Annotated in this window: 14 protein-coding genes; 6 read left to right on the top strand and 8 right to left on the bottom strand. The window is 64.9% G+C overall.

Translation table 11 applies throughout. The annotated features are described in order from the left end of the window. Positions 1–74: 74 nt before the first annotated feature. The 5 genes from dxs to dut all read right to left on the bottom strand — a co-directional run bounded on the left by dxs (position 75) and on the right by dut (position 7,192). Positions 75–2,024: a 1-deoxy-D-xylulose-5-phosphate synthase gene (dxs, locus tag E3T38_RS09915; RefSeq protein WP_134548085.1), complete on the bottom strand. Its 1,950-nt coding sequence runs from the start codon at positions 2,022–2,024 to the stop codon at positions 75–77. Positions 2,025–2,172: 148 nt separating this feature from the next. Next, positions 2,173–5,019, bottom strand: a complete 2,847-nt coding sequence (locus tag E3T38_RS09910) for an aconitate hydratase (RefSeq protein WP_134548084.1) — start codon at positions 5,017–5,019, stop codon at positions 2,173–2,175. A 208-nt stretch (positions 5,020–5,227) separates the two neighbouring features. Further along, a complete protein-coding gene (locus E3T38_RS09905) occupies positions 5,228–6,049 on the bottom strand; it encodes a DUF3159 domain-containing protein (RefSeq protein WP_134548083.1) in 822 nt (273 codons plus the stop codon). Between the two features lie 7 nt (positions 6,050–6,056). After that, the gene (locus E3T38_RS09900) at positions 6,057–6,647 is read right to left on the bottom strand and encodes a DUF3710 domain-containing protein (protein WP_104129212.1); all 591 of its coding nucleotides are present in this window, start codon (positions 6,645–6,647) and stop codon (positions 6,057–6,059) included. Positions 6,648–6,682: 35 nt separating this feature from the next. Next, a complete protein-coding gene (dut, locus tag E3T38_RS09895; protein WP_134548082.1) occupies positions 6,683–7,192 on the bottom strand; it encodes a dUTP diphosphatase in 510 nt (169 codons plus the stop codon). A gap of 38 nt (positions 7,193–7,230) precedes the next feature. On the opposite strand from dut, the gene E3T38_RS09890 reads away from it, so the two are divergent. Next, positions 7,231–7,683 (top strand): DUF3093 domain-containing protein, encoded by a 453-nt coding sequence (locus E3T38_RS09890; RefSeq protein WP_134548081.1) that lies wholly within the window; start codon positions 7,231–7,233, stop codon positions 7,681–7,683. 9 nt (positions 7,684–7,692) lie between these two features. On the opposite strand, the gene E3T38_RS09885 is transcribed toward E3T38_RS09890, so the two are convergent. After that, entirely contained in the window at positions 7,693–7,986 is a 294-nt protein-coding gene (locus E3T38_RS09885; RefSeq protein ID WP_092112645.1) for a DUF4193 domain-containing protein, read from the bottom strand. A 200-nt stretch (positions 7,987–8,186) separates the two neighbouring features. Between E3T38_RS09885 and sepH the strand changes: the two genes are divergently transcribed. Continuing rightward, positions 8,187–9,323, top strand: a complete 1,137-nt coding sequence (gene sepH / locus E3T38_RS09880; protein WP_134548080.1) for a septation protein SepH — start codon at positions 8,187–8,189, stop codon at positions 9,321–9,323. Between the two features lie 12 nt (positions 9,324–9,335). Here sepH and E3T38_RS09875 read toward each other — a convergent pair whose 3' ends face one another. Together E3T38_RS09875 and E3T38_RS09870 are read right to left on the bottom strand one after the other, a co-directional pair. Then, positions 9,336–10,022, bottom strand: coding sequence for a response regulator (locus E3T38_RS09875; RefSeq protein ID WP_134548079.1), 687 nt, complete (start codon positions 10,020–10,022; stop codon positions 9,336–9,338). Next, positions 10,015–11,706 (bottom strand): ATP-binding protein, encoded by a 1,692-nt coding sequence (locus E3T38_RS09870; RefSeq protein WP_166805493.1) that lies wholly within the window; start codon positions 11,704–11,706, stop codon positions 10,015–10,017. Before E3T38_RS09870 ends, E3T38_RS09875 begins: the two co-directional genes overlap by 8 nt. A gap of 198 nt (positions 11,707–11,904) precedes the next feature. On the opposite strand from E3T38_RS09870, the gene E3T38_RS09865 reads away from it, so the two are divergent. The 4 genes from E3T38_RS09865 to E3T38_RS09850 are packed head-to-tail and all read left to right on the top strand — an operon-like array spanning position 11,905 to position 16,304. Next, positions 11,905–12,924: a tripartite tricarboxylate transporter substrate binding protein gene (locus E3T38_RS09865; protein WP_134548077.1), complete on the top strand. Its 1,020-nt coding sequence runs from the start codon at positions 11,905–11,907 to the stop codon at positions 12,922–12,924. Between the two features lie 2 nt (positions 12,925–12,926). Next, positions 12,927–13,454, top strand: coding sequence for a tripartite tricarboxylate transporter TctB family protein (locus E3T38_RS09860; RefSeq protein WP_134548076.1), 528 nt, complete (start codon positions 12,927–12,929; stop codon positions 13,452–13,454). Then, positions 13,454–15,112, top strand: a complete 1,659-nt coding sequence (locus E3T38_RS09855; protein WP_134548075.1) for a tripartite tricarboxylate transporter permease — start codon at positions 13,454–13,456, stop codon at positions 15,110–15,112. The genes E3T38_RS09860 and E3T38_RS09855 overlap by 1 nt, the downstream gene beginning before the upstream one ends. A 52-nt stretch (positions 15,113–15,164) precedes the next feature. Further along, a complete protein-coding gene (locus E3T38_RS09850; protein ID WP_134548074.1) occupies positions 15,165–16,304 on the top strand; it encodes a winged helix DNA-binding domain-containing protein in 1,140 nt (379 codons plus the stop codon). Positions 16,305–16,323 lie beyond the last annotated feature (19 nt).

The following is a 16,323-nucleotide window of genomic DNA, read 5'->3' as shown; positions in this document are numbered from 1 at the left end:
CCCGCGGACGGGGCCCGGGCCCCGTTCGTATTCGGGACAGGACCGAAGGGGAGAGTGCGGGACAGCGGAGGGGGCTAGTCGCGGCGGGTTACCTGGATGGCACCGGTGTCGGTGTAATCGGCAGGCAGCGGCCGCGCGTTGGGAATCTTGCTGCCGAGCACCATCGCGACCACGTCCCGGGCGATCACCTGCGGGGTCAACCCGACCCGCTCGAGAATCTGGGCACGGGTACCGTGATCGAGGAACTGATCGGGCAAGCCGAGTTCGGTCACCGCCGTGTCGACGCCCGCCTCCCGGAGGTCCTGACGGATCCGCGTGCCGATGCCACCCACGCGAATGCCGTCTTCGATCGTGACGACGATACGGTGCGCGGCCGCGAGGCCGATGATGCTTCGCGGCACGGGCACGACCCAGCGTGGGTCGACGACGGTTGCACCGATGCCCTGGGCGGCGAGGCGGTCAGCTACGTCGAGCCCCATCGCCGCCATGGGGCCGACCGTCACAATGAGGACGTCAAGCTGGGTGGATTCCTGGAGCACGTCAACACCGTCGTAGAGGCGGCGAATGGCATCGAACTCGACCCCGACGGTGCCCTTGGGATAGCGCAGGACCGTCGGTCCGTCGTCGACGACAACGGCCTCAGCCAGTTCTTCGCGCAGCCGAACAGAATCGCGCGGCGCCGCCAGGCGAATATTGGGAACGACTTGCAAAATAGCAAGGTCCCACATGCCGTGGTGGCTGGGGCCGTCCGGCCCGGTTACCCCGGCGCGGTCGAGAACGAAGGTGACCCCGGCTTTATGCAGGGCAACGTCCATCAGTACCTGGTCGAAGGCGCGGTTGATGAACGTTGCATAGAGCGCGACGACGGGGTGCAGACCACCGTAGGCCAGGCCGGCCGCGCTGGTCACCGCGTGTTGTTCGGCGATTCCCACGTCGTGCACGCGGGAAGGGAAACGCTCGGCCATCTTGTGCAGGCCGATCGGACGCAGCATGGCAGCGGTGATGCCCACGATGCGCTCGTTGCCGATCGCTAATTGCAATAGTTCGTCGGCGAAGACCGAGGTCCAGGATGCTGCACCGGATTCTTCGACGGATTCGCCGGTTTCCGGGTCGATCTGCCCGACCGCGTGGAACTGGTCGGCGATGTCCTTGACGGCCGGGTCGTAGCCCCTGCCTTTTTGCGTGATGGCGTGCACGATGACCGGTGCCCCGTAACCCTTGGCCTGGGTGAGGGCCTCTTCCATCGCGTGAACGTCGTGCCCGTCGATGGGACCGATGTATTTGATGTCGAGGTTGGAGTACAGGGCTTCATTGTTGGTGACCCGGGCGAGGAAACCGTGCATGCCACCGCGCACGCCGCGCCAGACGGCGCGTCCGGGAGCGCCCAGGCGATCGAACACGTCTTTGCTGGTGAGGTAGGCATCCCGATAGCTGGCCCGCGTGCGGATGGTGTTGAGGAAACGCGCCATGCCGCCGATGGTCGGTGCGTAGGATCGCCCGTTGTCGTTGACCACGATGATGAGCTTGCGGGTATTGTCGTCGCTGATGTTATTGAGCGCTTCCCAGGTCATTCCCCCGGTCAGTGCCCCGTCGCCGACGACGGCGACGACGTGTCGGTCAGTCTGGCCAGTGATTTCAAAGGCGCGAGAGATGCCGTCGGCCCAGGACAGTGAGCTCGACGCGTGTGAACTCTCGACGATGTCGTGCTCGGACTCGGATCGCTGTGGGTAGCCGGCAAGCCCGTCGAGCCGGCGCAGCTTGCTGAAGTCCTGGCGCCCGGTAAGCAGCTTGTGCACGTAGGACTGGTGACCGGTGTCGAAGACAATGGGGTCGATCGGCGAATGGAAGACCCGGTGAATGGCAATGGTCAGCTCAACGACGCCGAGGTTGGGACCCAGATGCCCACCGGTCTTGGAAACCTCCCGCACGAGAAAGGAACGGATCTCACTGGCCAGCTGGGGCAGCTGCTCTTTCGAGAGACCATCGAGGTCCCGGGGACCATGAATTGTCTCCAGAAGGATCATCCGTCACACCTTTCACGTCGTTTGTTCACGAATCTGTTGAATTGGTTGAACCGGCACTGACACAAACCGGCGCCCAGACCCGAATGAATCGAGTCTACGCGCCGGTGTCGTGTTGGTAGAGCGAGGCGCTTCCACCCCGCTTACTGGCTTAGACGAGCGAGCGCAGCACGTACTGCAGGATGCCGCCGTTACGGTAATATTCGGCCTCGCCCGGCGTATCGATGCGCACGATGGCGTCGAACTCGACCGGAGCCTTGCCTGCTGCCGAGAATTCACTCGGAGCGCAGGTCACGTGCACGGTCTTCGGGGTCGTGCCGTTGTTCAGCTCGGTGATACCCGCGACGGAGACGATCTCGGTACCATCGAGGCCGAGCGAATCGGCGCTCTGACCCGCCGGGAACTGCAGCGGCACAACACCCATGCCGATGAGGTTCGAGCGGTGAATGCGCTCGAAGCTCTCCACGATGACGGCCTTGACGCCGAGAAGGCTCGTGCCCTTGGCTGCCCAGTCGCGGCTGGAACCCGAGCCGTACTCCTTGCCGCCGAAGATGACGAGCGGGGTTTTAGCGGCCTGGTAGTTCTGGCTGGCATCGTAGATGTCGGCCTTCGGTCCTCCGGCGACAGTGAAGTCGCGGGTGAAGCCACCCTCGACGTTGTCGAGGAGCTGGTTGCGCAGGCGAATGTTCGCGAACGTTCCACGAATCATGACCTCGTGGTTACCCCGGCGCGAGCCGTAGGAGTTGTAGTCGCCACGTTCGATGCCGTGCTCGGCCAGGTAGCGGCCGGCGGGGCCGTCTGCCTTGATGGAACCGGCGGGGCTGATGTGATCGGTGGTGACGGAGTCGCCGAGCTTGGCGAGTACGCGAGCACCGGAGATGTCGACGACCGGGCTGGTTTCCAGGGTCATTCCGTCGAAGTACGGAGGCTTCCGCACGTAGGTGGACTCAGCGTCCCAGGCGAAGGTGTCGCCGACGGGAGTTTCGAGCGACTGCCAGCGCTCGTCGCCGTCAAAGACCCCGGCATACTGGGTCTCGAACATGTTCGAGTCGATCGACTCGTCGATGGTCTTCTGCACCTCGTCGGCATCAGGCCAGATGTCCTTGAGGAACACGTTGTTGCCCTCTTGGTCAGTGCCGAGCGAGTCGGTGTCGAAGTTGAAGTTCATCGTTCCAGCCAGAGCGTAGGCAATGACGAGCGGCGGGCTGGCCAGGTAGTTCATCTTCACGTCGGGGTTGATGCGTCCCTCGAAGTTGCGGTTACCCGAGAGCACGGCGGTAACGGCGAGGTCGTTCTCCTGCACTGCGGTGGAGATTTCATCTTCGAGCGGGCCGGAGTTACCGATGCAGGTGGTGCAGCCATAGCCGACGAGATAGAAGCCGAGGTCTTCGAGGTAGCCGTTCAAGCCGGCCTTCGCGTAGTACTCGGTGACGACCTTGGAGCCGGGAGCGAGCGTGGTCTTGACCCACGGCTTGCTCTTGAGGCCCTTGAGGCTCGCGTTGCGGGCCAGCAGGCCGGCCGCAAGCATAACGCTCGGGTTCGACGTGTTGGTACAGGAAGTGATGGCCGCGATCGCAACGGAACCGTTGTCGATCGTGAACTCACGGCCGTCGGCGAGGGTGACGTCGGTCGGCTGTGGGTGCGACTGCGTCGGGTGGCTGGTGTGGCGGGCCAGGCCGCTCTCGAACGCGTGGTTGTGCGCGGTCTCTTCGTCTTGCGGAGTGAGGCCGATCGGGTCTGAGGCCGGAAAAGTGCCCTCTATTGCCGCGTCCACGAGGGATACGGGCGCATTGGCGTAGTTGTCCAGGTCGCGCTCGAACTGGGTCTTGGCCTCGGAGAGGACGATGCGGTCCTGCGGGCGCTTCGGTCCGGCGATCGAGGGAACGACCGTGGAGAGGTCGAGCTCGAGGTACTCGCTGAAGACCGGCTCCTGGTCGGGGTTGTGCCAGAGTCCTTGCAGCTTGGAGTAGGCCTCGACCAGCGCGACCTGCTCCTCGCTGCGGCCGGTGAGGCGCAGGTAGCCGAGCGTGACGTCGTCGATCGGGAACATGGCGGCCGTCGAGCCGAACTCGGGGCTCATGTTGCCGATGGTGGCGCGGTTGGCGAGCGGGACAGAGGCCACGCCCGATCCGTAGAACTCGACGAATTTGCCGACGACGCCGTGCTTCCGCAGCATCTGGGTGATGGTGAGCACGACATCCGTTGCGGTGACGCCGGCCGGGATGATTCCGGAGAGCTTGAAGCCGACAACCTTCGGAATGAGCATGGAGACCGACTGGCCGAGCATGGCTGCTTCGGCTTCGATTCCGCCGACGCCCCAGCCGAGCACGCCGAGGCCGTTGACCATGGTCGTGTGCGAGTCGGTGCCGACACACGTGTCGGGATAGGCCTGCAGAACGCCGTTGACCTCTCGCGTCATGGTGACGCGCGCGAGATATTCGATGTTGACCTGGTGCACGATGCCGGTTCCCGGCGGAACGACCTTGAAGTCGTCAAACGCGGTCTGGCCCCAGCGGAGGAACTGGTAGCGCTCACCATTACGTTCGTACTCGATTTCCACGTTGCGTTCGAACGAGTCGGTCGTGCCGAACAGGTCGGCCACGACGGAGTGGTCAATGACCATTTCGGTCGGGGCGAGCGGGTTGATCTTTTTGGCGTCGCCGCCGAGTTCGACGAGGGCTTCGCGCATGGTGGCGAGGTCGACGATGCAGGGAACACCGGTGAAGTCCTGCATCACGACGCGAGCCGGCGTGTACTGGATCTCGGTGTCGGGCTCAGCGGTTGGTACCCACGCGCCGAGAGCGCGAATGTGCTCGGCGGTGATGTTGGCGCCATCCTCGGTGCGGAGGAGGTTCTCGAGCAGCACCTTCAGGCTGTATGGCAGCTTCTCGTAGCCGTCGACCGCGTCCAGACGAAAGACTTCATATTCCGTCGATCCGACGCGCAGGGTGTCTTTGGCTCCGAAGCTGTTTACCGCGGTATTTGTTGATTCCGACACAATGCCCTCTCCGTTGTGGGAGCCGACGGGAGACCGGCGGCAATCCTCAATTCTTCTGGCAGGCACAGCCTCGTGCCAGCAAGGCAAGCCTAACCAGCGGATGCCGGGGGCTGCCTTTTTCCATCGAGTTACCCGGCGACTCCTCGCCGAACAACTATCTTGACGTCGAGATAACTCTAGCAGGGAGAGCGGGTCTCCGAGTCGTCATTCACACCGCGTCAGCGGCATCCGCTTTGCGATAGACCGAGCGCACCATGAGCCACGAAACGATCAGGAGCGGCGCATACAGCGGGATGCCCATGAGGAGTTTCATCGTGGCGAGCAATTCGACGTTGTCAGCCAGGTAGAGCGGCAGCTGCACGGCCAGACGTGCCAGAAAGAGACCGGTCCAACACAGGGTGAGGATGGTCAGCACCCGGCGCTTCGACGCGTCGAGGCGCCAAGCCACACCGTCGCCCATGAGAAAACCGACGGCCACGCCGATGAGCGGCCAGCGCACGAGTACGGAGACCAGCAGGGCAGCTCCGTAACCGGCGTTGGTCCACAGGCCGACCAGAAAGAAGTCGGACGGTTTGCCTGAGAACAGTGCCAGCGCGACGCTGATCGCCGTTCCGACCAGGCCGCCGAGTGCGGGCGTCGTGGTCTGCCTGGTGATCGCCCGCAGGGCGACGAAGATCACGCCGATCACGAGCGGCGCCACGAGCGAGGGCAGCAGGGTTCCGATCGGGTCGCTCGTCACATCAGTGGAGGGATCGATGGTGAGCGAGTAGGTGATCAGGAAGACCAGGCCCGGCAGGACAGCTTCAATCAGGCCGCGAATGCCGCCCATGGCCGCCAGCAGCGCCTGGCCACTGATCGGCTTTCCCTCGGTTGCCGCGCCGAACCCGGCGCGCCGCGCTGCGCCGGCCATCGACTCAGCAAACAGTCCGGAGGTTGTCGGAGGCAATGCGTCTTTCGGCTCGCCGCGCGGTTCACCGAACTGCTCGGGCTGACCGGGCTGCTCGGGCTGCTCTTTGGGGGTGTCGCTCATCGCCTGTTTAGACTGCGGTGGTTTCGGACGCGCCGGCGGGGGTGGCCGGCATACGCAGCGGAATCAGATCGCGCGGCGGCATCGGTGTGGACCCGCGCACGACGACGATGCTGCGGAACAGGTCTTCGATCTGCGTGGCAGCATCGGGGTCTATTGCGCCCTCGCCCGCGATGACGCCCCGCAGGAACCAGCGCGGACCGTCGACACCGATGAAGCGCGCGAGGCGGGTGACACCGCCGGCTTGCTGTCCGGCCGCAACGGGGATCTCGGCGACGAGTTCGGGGCCGAAGGGGCCCTCTCGCGGAGTCGTGGTTCCACCCTGCTTGCCGATCTGGTCGGCGATCTGCTCTCGAATTTCATGCCATAGGCCGCTCGAGCGCGGTGCGGCGAACGGCTGTACCTGCAAAGTCGACCCGGCGAAGTCAAGACCGATGGCTACCACTCGCTTACTGCCCTCTTCGATTTCGAGGCGCAGGTGCAGACCCTCCCGCGGAAGGATTTTGATCCCGCCGAGGTCCACGTACGGACGCACCGGGTTGGCCTCTGATTCGTCGAGCGGGCCCTCGGTTTCGCGGTCTTCGGGTGCCGACTTCGGCATCGATTCGGGGATCTCCCCAGAGTTCGTGAGGTCACTCACCGGTTGTCTCCTGACTGCGGGACCGTGGGGCCCGATACTGGCGCGCTGTTGGAAGTGCTGGTTGCCGCGCGGGGCAAAACTCCGGTCGAGCCAAAACCGCTCTCGCCACGCTGGCTGCCGGGCAGTTTGTCGACGGCCATGAATGTGGCACGAACGACAGGCATCACGATGATTTGGGCGATGCGATCGCCGATCGCGATCGTGAACGACTCATTCGGATCGGTGTTCAGCAACGCCACCTTGATTTCACCGCGGTAGCCGGCATCGACTGTTCCGGGCGAGTTCACGATCGTGATGCCATGTTTGACCGCAAGGCCGCTGCGAGGAACGACGAAAGCCGCAAAGCCATCGGGAAGGGCGATCGACACGCCGGTACCGACAAGTGCACGGGTTCCCGGGCCGAGCACGACAGCCTCGGCAGCATGCAGGTCAGCCCCGGCATCACCGGGGTGTGCGTAGATTGGGAGGTTGGATGCCTGGATCAGTACTTCGACGCTTTCTGCCACGTGTCGAGGGTAGTGCAGATATCTGATCGAATAGAGCCATGCCTGAATACCGCGAAAAACTGTGGCCCAACGCCTGGGCCTTCCTTGTCACCGCACTGGTGATACCGGCGAGCATTCTCGTGCTCGTGCCGATTTCCCTGTTTGCGGGTATCGTCACAGCTGCTGTTTTGTACGGCGGATGCGTGCTGCTGCTCGTGCTGGCCGCGCCGGTCGTACGCGTTCAGAACGGCGTACTGACCGCCGGACCCGCCACGATCTCCACCGGGCTGCTCGGCGAAGCAACGGCATATGAAAAGACCGAAGCGACCCAGGAGCGCGGAACCCGACTGGACGCCCGAGCCTGGCTGCTCATTCGCGGCTGGATCGACCCGGTTGTGCGCGTGCCCATCGTCGATGCGACCGACCCAGCACCGTATTGGATCATCTCCAGCCGCCACCCAACACAATTGGCCGCCGCGATCAATGAATCGCGAACGGCCAACGTGGAATAAAGCGAAGGTTTAAGAGTCGCACTCCAAGCAGACGGTGCCGAGCTTGGTCTCGTGGCCCATCTGCGAGCGGTGCTTCACAAGGAAACAATTCACGCAGGTGAACTCGTCGGCCTGCGCGGGCAGAACGACGACATCGAGGTCCAGGTCGGACAGGTCAGCGCCCGGAAGGTCAAACCCCCCAGGGTTGTCGGAGTCGTCGACATCAACGCTGCCGGACATCTTGTCTGGCACACGTTCCTTGAGAGCCTCGATCGACTCAGAGTCGTCTTCAGTCTTTCGGGGTGCGTCGTAATCGGTTGCCATGCCCATCCATTTCAGTTACGCCGAAAAACGAAATCGGCGGCCACAGTTTCCAACAATCCAGACGGAATAGCAAACCGTCCGCCAACCTTTTTATTCGGACACGAAGAAACAACTTGCGGCACGCCCGGCGTATTCCCGCGAAAAGGCACCAACTCGTGGCAGTCTTGCAGCCAACGGTAATCGCGAGAGGGCTTGTCTTCATGCAGGAATTGAAGGTTATTGGAGTTGAGAACGGTGCGCTGCTCGCAGCGTCCGAGGATGGCGACCGATATCGCATCGCCATCGACGAAGTTCTTCAATCCCGGCTTCGCCAAACCCAGACGGAGCGCGTCAACGCTCCCAAGCTGTCCCCGCGGGAAGTTCAGGCGCACATTCGCTCTGGAATGTCCGCCGAGGACGTCGCTGCGGTCACGGGGGCATCACTCGACTACGTACGCCGCTTCGAGGGCCCGGTCGTCGCCGAGCGGGAGTACATCGTCTCGTCGGCGTTGAGCGTTCCGGTGCATACCGCCATCGACCCGGATCCGATCGACGAGAACGTCAACTTCGGCAGTGTCATTCGCGAACGGCTCGCCTCCCTCGGGGCCACCGGTGAGCGCTGGGCGAGCTGGAAAGAACCCGGTGGCGGCTGGATCGTCAAATTATCGTTCACCGCCGACGAGATCGACCATGACGCTCGGTGGGCTTTCGAACCGAAGAAGAATGCTTTGTCTCCGGTTGGTAGCGAAGCCATCGCGCTGTCCCAGCAGGGGGAGCTCAAGGGTTTGTTGATCCCGCGCCTGCGTGCCGTCGGCTCCGAGACGAGCGCCGCCGACGTATCGCGTTTCGACAGTAACGCCTTCAACTTCAAGGAATCCCTCGCCGACGAGATTCTGAACGACACCAGCCCCAACCTCGAAGCCGTCCCGTACTCGCGCTCGCTGAGCCGGGACGATGCGGTGTCGAAGGCGGCGATCAAGCGTGCTGCAGAGCCGGCCTCGAACATGAGCGAAACCGCCGACCTCTTGGAATCTTTGCGTCGACGACGCGGTGAACGCGAAGCGGCGTCGAGCGGGGATGCGTCTGCAGCCAAGCCGGTGGCATCCGCTTCGGTGCCGGTTTCCACCGAACGGCCCCGGCCCCGGCCGGCGACTCCGACCGCCGCCACGGTCACCGATGAGGCCGCTGCGGCGCCATCCACCACTCCTGAGCCGACCGGCAATGCCTGGGCCAACCAGGCTGCCCGCGCCCAGGAACGCACGAACCACACTCGTACGACACCTAAACGCGGCCGGGCATCCATGCCGAGCTGGGACGAGATCGTGTTCGGCGCTCGCACCGATGACGACTTGGGCTAACCAGCTGGAGAGTTAGCCGACCAGCCAGGCGTAGCGCCGCTGCGGACGGCCGGTCTGGCCGTAGCGCAGGCTGACAACCGCCTGCCCCGTCGATACGAGGTATTCCAGATATTTGCGTGCCACCACCCGAGACAAGCCGAGCAGTTCGGCGCACTCCGACGCGGCCAGGTCTGGTTTGCTGTTAGCCAGGGCCGCAGTGGTCAGCGCAGTCGTCTCCTTGCTCAGTCCTTTCGGTAGCGTGGAGATTGCTCCCGTGGATGGCACAGCGCACGCGGGTGCGATCACCCGGTCGAGCTCGCTCTGGTTGAGGTCTCCCGCGCGGTCGAGCAGTCGTCGTCTTTCGGCGTATCCCGCCAGCCGCGACTGCAGTTCGATGATCTTGAATGGTTTGAGCAGGTAGCTCACAATGCCGCCCTGCAGCGCCGCGGTGACCATTTCGGCCTCGCGGGCGGCACTGAGCACGAGAAAGTCCACGGCCCACCCCGCCTCTCGCGCGCGACGGATCACGTCGAGACCAGTCATATCGGGCAGGAACATGTCGAGGAGGACGAGGTGCGGGGCCTTGTCGACAATCTGGGCGAGCGCGTCCGCCCCGGACGCGGCGACGCCGACCACGGTGAAACCGACCTGCTGCGCCACAATGCGTTCATGCGCGCGCGCCACCATGAAATCGTCGTCGACGATGAGGACGTCACACAAGGGTCAGTTCCTTCTCTTGAACTGACCGAGCCGCATCAATCGGGAGCACAGCCTCGAACACGGCACCGTTCTCGGCTCGGTAGCCGACCGATCCGCCGCGACGCGTCGAAACGAGTCGCACAATAGCCAGTCCGTAGCCGTGTGCATCGGCATCGCCGAGCGCCGATTTGCTGGTCACGCCAGTTTCGAACACCCGGTCGATCAGTGCGATATCGATGCCCGGCCCGGAATCACTCACCGTCACCCGCACGGCACCGGCACCGGTACCTGAAACTGGTTGCACGTCGAGCCGCACACTGCGTTCCCGGGCTCCGGTGACGGCGTCGAGGGCGTTGTCGACCAGGTTTCCGATCACAGTGATGAGGTCGGCGGAGAGGTCAGCGTCGACCCTGGCCAGAGTCGATTCGGCCGAGAGCACGAGCGTGGCGCCGCGTTCGCGGGCGAGCGAGGTCTTGGCGCTCACGAGCGCGGCAACCGCCGGCTCTTGCAGGCGGGTGATGACTGAACTGTCGAGGTCGGTGCGCTCGCGCGTGACGGCGTCGACGTATTCCACCGCCGCATCGGTGTCGCCGAGCTGCATGAGCATTGAAATGGTGTGCAGCCGGTTCGCGAACTCATGGGTTTGGGCGCGCAACGTATCGGTAGCCTGCCGGCTGCTGCCGAGATCGTGCTGCAGAGTGACCAGTTCGGTGCGGTCGCGCAGGGTGGTGACAACCTCGGGCCGCGACCTGGGCGGGTGAATGAGCGTCTGGTTGAGCACCAGCAGCACCCCTCTGTTCACGAACACTGTGTCGATGTCGCCGATTTCCTGTTGGCGGAGCGCGCGCACCGCCTCGTCATCGAGGCCGACCGCATCGATCGCCCGGCCTTCCGCGTCAGCGGGCAAACCGAGCAGGGTGCGCGCGCTGTCATTGGCGAGCGTGATGAGTCCGTCGGTGTCGACGGAGATCACCCCTTCCCGGATGCCGTGGATCATGGCGTCGCGATGCTCGACCAGCCGACCGATCTGTTCCGGCTCCAGGCCGAGGGTCTGCCGTTTCACCCGAGCCGCCAGCAGCAGCGATCCCGCGACGCCGAGCACCCCGGCCACGCCGAGATACGTGAGCAGGTTCGGCGCCGCGGCCTTGAGCAGTTCGGCCACGGCCGGAAACTGGCGGGCAGCGACCATCGAACCCACGACCGTGCCGGAGTTCGACAGCACCGGTACCTGCGCGACAACGTAGTCACTAGTGCCCATCGGGGCAGTTCCGGCCCACGCACCATCAGACTCGTCCGGCGTGGGATCGATGGCGAGGTCGGTCGTGAGCAGACGCGGATCGGCCGGTGAGGCGATGATTCGGCCCGTCGCATCCGTCACGATCAAGTGGTCGACCCCGGTTGTAGTGCGGAGCGCCTCGACCGGAACGGAGTATTGCTGGGGCACCGCCTCGGTGTCGAGCAGGCTGCGCACGAGCGGGTTGGCAGCCGTGTATTCGGCGACCGTCAGCATGCGTCGCTGGGCGCCGCTTTCAAAGCTGCTGCGGGTCTGCTCGATCGAAATGGCCGTGACAGCGACGAGAACGAGAGCGATCAGGCTCAACTGCACGAGCAACAGCTGGCGGGTCAGGCTCAGGCGGCTCGAACGGATGCCCGACCCGCGTGGGCGCCTCGCCGGCAGCGGTGACGGCGCCTCGCTTTTTCGCATCGGGTTCCTCCGGTCGACTCTGGCCATAAGAGATACTCCCTCATCGTGGAGCCAAACCGAAATTGTCCGAATCACCCCGCGCGCAACCGCAAGCTACACAACGTTCACTAGAGTCACAAGTTGTGTCTGGCCGGGCACACCCGGCAGGCTGAATTCGGCCAGCAAAGAGGCTCGCCAGAAATCGAAGAGGATTTGAGCATGCCAATCACAGCACGCACCACGCGCTCGCACCGCACGGCGGGCACCGTCTTTCTCGCCGGCGCCGTCGCACTCGCCCTCAGTGCCTGCGGGGTCACCAGCGCCACGAACACCGAGGGCACCGATAGCGGGCCGATCCAAAACCTGCAGGTCATGATTCCCAACGCCCCGGGCAGCGGCTACGACGTCACCGCTCGCGCCGCGGTCAAGGTGATGGATGACTTGAAATTGGCCAGCGGAACCGAGGTCACCAACCTGGCCGGCGCCGGCGGAACTGTGGGCCTGGCCCGCACCCTCACCGAGACCGGAAACGCCAACTTCATGCTCATGATGGGGCTCGGCGTCGTCGGTGCTGCCTACACGAACGAGGGCGACGCCAAGGTTGCCGACGCAACCCCGATCGCCGGACTCATCGAAGAAGCCGGCGCAATCTTCGTCGCGGCTGACTCCCCCTACAAGACCATTGACGATCTCGTCACCGCGTGGAAGGCCGACCCGGCTTCCTTCGCCGTCGGCGGCGGCTCTTCCCCGGGGGGTCCGGACCACCTGCTGCCGATGCAGCTTGCCGATGCCGTCGGCATCGACCCCACAGCCGTCAACTACGTCGCCTACGACGGCGGCGGAGAGCTGCTGCCGGCCATTCTCGGCGGCAAGCTGCAGTTCGGGGCCTCCGGCTACGGCGAGTTCCTCGAACAGGTGAAGTCGGGCGACCTGCGCGTGCTCGCCGTCACAAGCGAAGAGCGCGTTCCGGTGATCGACGCCCCCACCCTCACCGAAGAGGGTATCGATCTCGTCTTCACCAACTGGCGCGGCCTTCTGGCCGCTCCAGGGCTGTCGGATGTGGAAATCGCTCGCCTCGTCGACGCCGTCACGGCCATGCACGACAGCGCAGAGTGGAAGCAGGTTCTGACCGACAACAGCTGGACCGATGCCTTCATCACCGGCGACGACTTCAGCGCCTTCCTTACCGAGCAGGACACCCGCGTCGCCGACGTGCTGAAGACCTTGGGCCTGGTCTAACCATGACCGCCCCCAGCACAGCAGCAGCTCCCGGGCTGCGCGCTCGACTCCAGGGTCGCTCCGAGCTCGGCGTCGCCGCCCTGCTCGCCGTGATCGCGATCGTGATCGCGGTCGATACCGCGAACATCCGTCACACCGCCATCAATGCCGGTGTGATGGGACCGCAGGTGGTTCCGACGATCATCGCGATCGGCCTGGGCCTGTGTGCGATCGCCCTGGCGATCTCTGTGCTGCGGGGCGGCCATGCCGAGGCCGAAGACGGTGAGGACATCGACCTCTCCCAAAAGGCCCACTGGCCGACCGTCTTCGGCCTCGGCGGGCTGATTCTTGTCTTCGCCCTGTCGATGGACTTTCTCGGATTCGTGATCGGCAGCGCGCTGCTGTTCTACGGATCCGCCCTGCTGCTCGGCTCCCGCCGCTTCATCTGGGCGCTCGTGATCGGCATTCTTCTCGCCGTCAGCACGTTCTACGGCTTTGTACTGGGCCTCGGCATCAACCTGCCGGCCGGCCTGTTGACGGGAATTCTCTGATGGACAACCTGACCCTTCTGATGGAGGGATTCAGCAACGCGCTGACCCTGCAGAATCTGCTGTTCGCCCTCATCGGCGTGCTGCTCGGCACCGCCGTGGGGGTGCTGCCCGGGATCGGCCCGGCCATGACCGTGGCCCTGCTGCTGCCACTCACCTATGCACTCGACGTGACCGGGTCGCTCATCATGTTCGCCGGCATCTACTACGGCGGCATGTACGGCGGGTCAACGACCTCTATTCTGCTCAATACCCCGGGAGAGTCGTCGTCGGTCGTCACGGCCCTTGAGGGTAACAAGATGGCCAAGGCCGGCCGCGGCGCGCAAGCACTCGCGACCGCTGCGATCGGCTCTTTCGTCGCCGGCACCATCGCCACCGGCGCCCTCGTCTTCGTCGCCCCGTTCGTCGTGGCGATCGCGATCGGGCTCGGCGCTCCTTCGTACTTCGCGATGATGGTCTTCGCTTTTGTCGCGGTGAGCACCGTGCTCGGTTCGAGCCGCATTCGCGGGCTCGCGTCGCTGTTCATCGGACTCACCATCGGGCTCGTCGGCCTCGACGCCACCACCGGGCAGCCGCGGCTGACGTTCGGCCAGCCGCTGCTCTCCGGCGGCATCGACGTCGTCGTCATCGCCGTCGCCCTGTTCGCGGTCGGTGAAGCGCTCTGGATCGCCGCGCACCTGCGGCACGGCACCCCCGCGACCATCCCGGTCGGGGTGCCGTGGATGCGCAAGGACGATTGGAAACGCTCTTGGAAGCCGTGGCTGCGCGGCACGGTCATCGGCTTCCCGTTCGGGGCTATCCCGGCCGGCGGCGCCGAGATCCCGACCTTCCTCTCCTATGTGACGGAAAAGAAGCTGTCCAAGCATCCCGAGCAGTTCGGCCACGGCGCCATCGAGGGCGTCGCCGGGCCGGAAGCAGCCAACAACGCTTCTGCCGCGGGAACGCTCGTGCCGCTGCTGACCCTCGGCCTGCCCACCACGGCGACCGCTGCCGTGATGATCGCCGCGTTCAACCAGTACGGAATCCACCCCGGTCCGCTACTATTCCAGACCGAACCCGTTCTGGTGTGGACCCTGATCGCGAGCCTGTTCATCGGGAACACGCTGCTTCTCGCGCTCAACCTGCCGCTGGCACCGCTCTGGGCGAAGCTGCTGCGCATTCCACGCCCCTACCTCTACGCCGGGATCCTGTTCTTCGCAACCCTCGGCGCCTATGCGGCGGGAATGCAAACCTTCAACATCGGCATTCTGCTCCTACTCGGCGCCCTGGGCTACATGGCCAGGCGCTTCGGCTTTCCGGTGCTGCCGATCATCGTCGGCGCCATCCTCGGCCCGGAGATGGAACGTCAGCTGCGCCGCGCGCTGCAGATCAGCGCTGGCGACCCAGCTGCGCTTGTGAGCGAACCGGTTGCCGTCGTGGTCTACACCGTGATCGTGCTGTTCCTGATCGGCCCGCCGCTGGTCAAGGCCCTACGCCGTCGCTTCGGACGCGGCGGACCTACCGACGGCCCCCTGGCAGGCGGCGGCACGGATGACACCGATGGCTACGGCGCCGAGGTCGATGAGACCGTGGAGATCGATGCCTTCGGAACCCAGACGTCGGACGGAAGCGCCCGGGTGATTCGCGTGGTTCGATCCAAAGTCGGGCGGCGCGGAAGATAGCACATCGGTTGATGTGAGCTACGCTCGGCGCGGGAGTCGGCATACTGGTGTCATGCCAGCTGCCGCCTCCCGCGCCGATGTCGTGCGCCTGCGCCTCCAGGCCCAGGGGCTGGCCGGGGTTCCGCTCCCCGGTGCGGTCGCCGTCGCCGAGCGGATGCTCGCGGTGCAAGCCCAGGACTACCCTGCGGCGCAGTGGGCCCTGGGGGTGCGCTCCCCCGGCACTACGCTCCATGACGTGCAGGCCCTGATTTCGGCCGGCGAGATCGTGCGGTCGTGGCCGATGCGGGGCACGCTGCATTTCGTTCCGGCCCGTGAACTGGGCTGGATGCAGAGCCTCACGACACCGCGACTGCTCGCGAAAACTCGAACGATCAACGAGCGACTCGGCCTCGACCCGGCCGTGCTGGAGCGGGCCCGCGAAGCTGCGATCGCCGCCCTGACCGGCCAGAAACAGCTCAGCCGCGCCGACTTCATGGCCATGCTGCGAGCGGTGGGTATATCAACAGAGGGCCAGCGCGGCTATCACATGATCGCGCATCTCGCCCTGACCGGAACCCTGTGCTGGGGGCGGCAGGTCGGTACGCAGCAGGGACTCGTGTTGCTCGACGAATGGGTGCCGTACCCACGCCGGCTCGAGCACGACGAAGCGCTTGGCGAGTTCGTTTACCGTTACTTTCTCGGCCACGGGCCCGCGACACTGGTCGACTTCGCCTGGTGGTCCCAGCTCACCGTGGCCGACGCCAAAACAGGCTTGACCGTGGCGCGGAACCGTCTGACCGAGATGCAGGTCGACGGAGCTGCCTACTTCATGGCCGACGAAACAGCGGATGCGCTCCCTCAGCGCACGCGGGTGCTCGCGCTGCCCGGGTTCGATGAGTACCTGCTCGGGTACCGCGATCGCAGCCATGTAATCTCCTCCGACGAACTGGTTCGGGTCGTGCCCGGTCTAAACGGCATTTTCCTGCCGCTCGTGGTGACCAATGGCCGCATCGTCGGCACGTGGCGCAAGAAGGTCGCGGCGAACGGCCTGACCACCGAGGCCGCACTGTTCGAGGACCCGGCCACGGCCGCCGCCCGCACTCGGGCGGCGAAAACGCAGCGGGGCTTGGGCCCGGCCGTACAGGACTACGCCCGGTTTCTTGGCGTGCCCATGCGGCAGACCATGACAGCGGATGCCCCGGCATCCGCTTGACTGACCCGGCCCGGGTTAC

It is taken from the genome of Cryobacterium sp. Hb1 (assembly GCF_004403585.1).
GTDB classification, from domain to species: domain Bacteria; phylum Actinomycetota; class Actinomycetes; order Actinomycetales; family Microbacteriaceae; genus Cryobacterium; species Cryobacterium lyxosi.
This window is presented reverse-complemented; position numbering and strand designations above follow the sequence as displayed.

Excerpts from the sequence above, each read along its gene's own strand:
- sepH (WP_134548080.1), top strand. The coding sequence starts at position 8,187 with ATGCAGGAATTGAAGGTTATTGGAGTTGAGAACGGTGCGCTGCTCGCA.
- E3T38_RS09885 (WP_092112645.1), bottom strand. The coding sequence starts at position 7,986 with ATGGCAACCGATTACGACGCACCCCGAAAGACTGAAGACGACTCTGAG.
- E3T38_RS09865 (WP_134548077.1), top strand. The coding sequence starts at position 11,905 with ATGCCAATCACAGCACGCACCACGCGCTCGCACCGCACGGCGGGCACC.
- dxs (WP_134548085.1), bottom strand. The coding sequence starts at position 2,024 with ATGATCCTTCTGGAGACAATTCATGGTCCCCGGGACCTCGATGGTCTC.
- E3T38_RS09850 (WP_134548074.1), top strand. The coding sequence starts at position 15,165 with ATGCCAGCTGCCGCCTCCCGCGCCGATGTCGTGCGCCTGCGCCTCCAG.
- E3T38_RS09860 (WP_134548076.1), top strand. The coding sequence starts at position 12,927 with ATGACCGCCCCCAGCACAGCAGCAGCTCCCGGGCTGCGCGCTCGACTC.
- E3T38_RS09890 (WP_134548081.1), top strand. The coding sequence starts at position 7,231 with ATGCCTGAATACCGCGAAAAACTGTGGCCCAACGCCTGGGCCTTCCTT.
- E3T38_RS09905 (WP_134548083.1), bottom strand. The coding sequence starts at position 6,049 with ATGAGCGACACCCCCAAAGAGCAGCCCGAGCAGCCCGGTCAGCCCGAG.
- E3T38_RS09855 (WP_134548075.1), top strand. The coding sequence starts at position 13,454 with ATGGACAACCTGACCCTTCTGATGGAGGGATTCAGCAACGCGCTGACC.
- E3T38_RS09870 (WP_166805493.1), bottom strand. The coding sequence starts at position 11,706 with ATGCGAAAAAGCGAGGCGCCGTCACCGCTGCCGGCGAGGCGCCCACGC.
- E3T38_RS09900 (WP_104129212.1), bottom strand. The coding sequence starts at position 6,647 with ATGCCGAAGTCGGCACCCGAAGACCGCGAAACCGAGGGCCCGCTCGAC.